Annotated in this window: 1 protein-coding gene; it reads right to left on the minus strand. The window is 40.1% G+C overall.

Annotated elements, in window-relative coordinates; translation table 11 throughout:
- Positions 1-501 (minus strand): TolC family protein (locus tag AAEY62_RS20210; protein ID WP_350635957.1); only part of this gene is annotated, 501 nt, incomplete at both ends.

The following is a 501-nucleotide window of genomic DNA, read 5'->3' on the forward strand; positions in this document are numbered from 1 at the left end:
CGCTAGCTCAATTTGATCTTTAGCTATATCAACTGTGACTTTTGCTACTTGTAAATTTAAGTTTTTTTCTTCAGCCACTTTAACTAAGTCGCTAGAGGGTTTATTTGGCTTTACAGTTGAAAATGTTTCGGTATTTAAAACGTCAAGTTTTGCGTGGTACTTACCTGTTATTTCGCGCAGTAGTTCACGTGCTGTTTCTACGGCATTACCGGCAACAATTTCTTGTGCTACTGAGTTATCAAACTGAGCTTGGGCTTCGTGTACGTCGGTAATAGCAGTTAGGCCTACCGCGTAGCGTTGCTTTGTTTGCTCTAATTGGCGTTCAATAGCGCGCTTTTCAGCTTTAACAAATTCAAGGCTATCGATAGCACTTAATACATTAAAGTAACCATCGGCAACACGTACTATTAAATCTTGCTTGGCAAAATCGTACTGTGCACTGGCTTGTAGAGCTTGTTTATCAGCAATACCTAGGTTATTCCATGCGCCTAAATCAAACAG

The organism is Pseudoalteromonas sp. GW168-MNA-CIBAN-0100, assembly GCF_040309225.1.
Taxonomy (GTDB): Bacteria; Pseudomonadota; Gammaproteobacteria; order Enterobacterales; family Alteromonadaceae; genus Pseudoalteromonas; species Pseudoalteromonas arctica.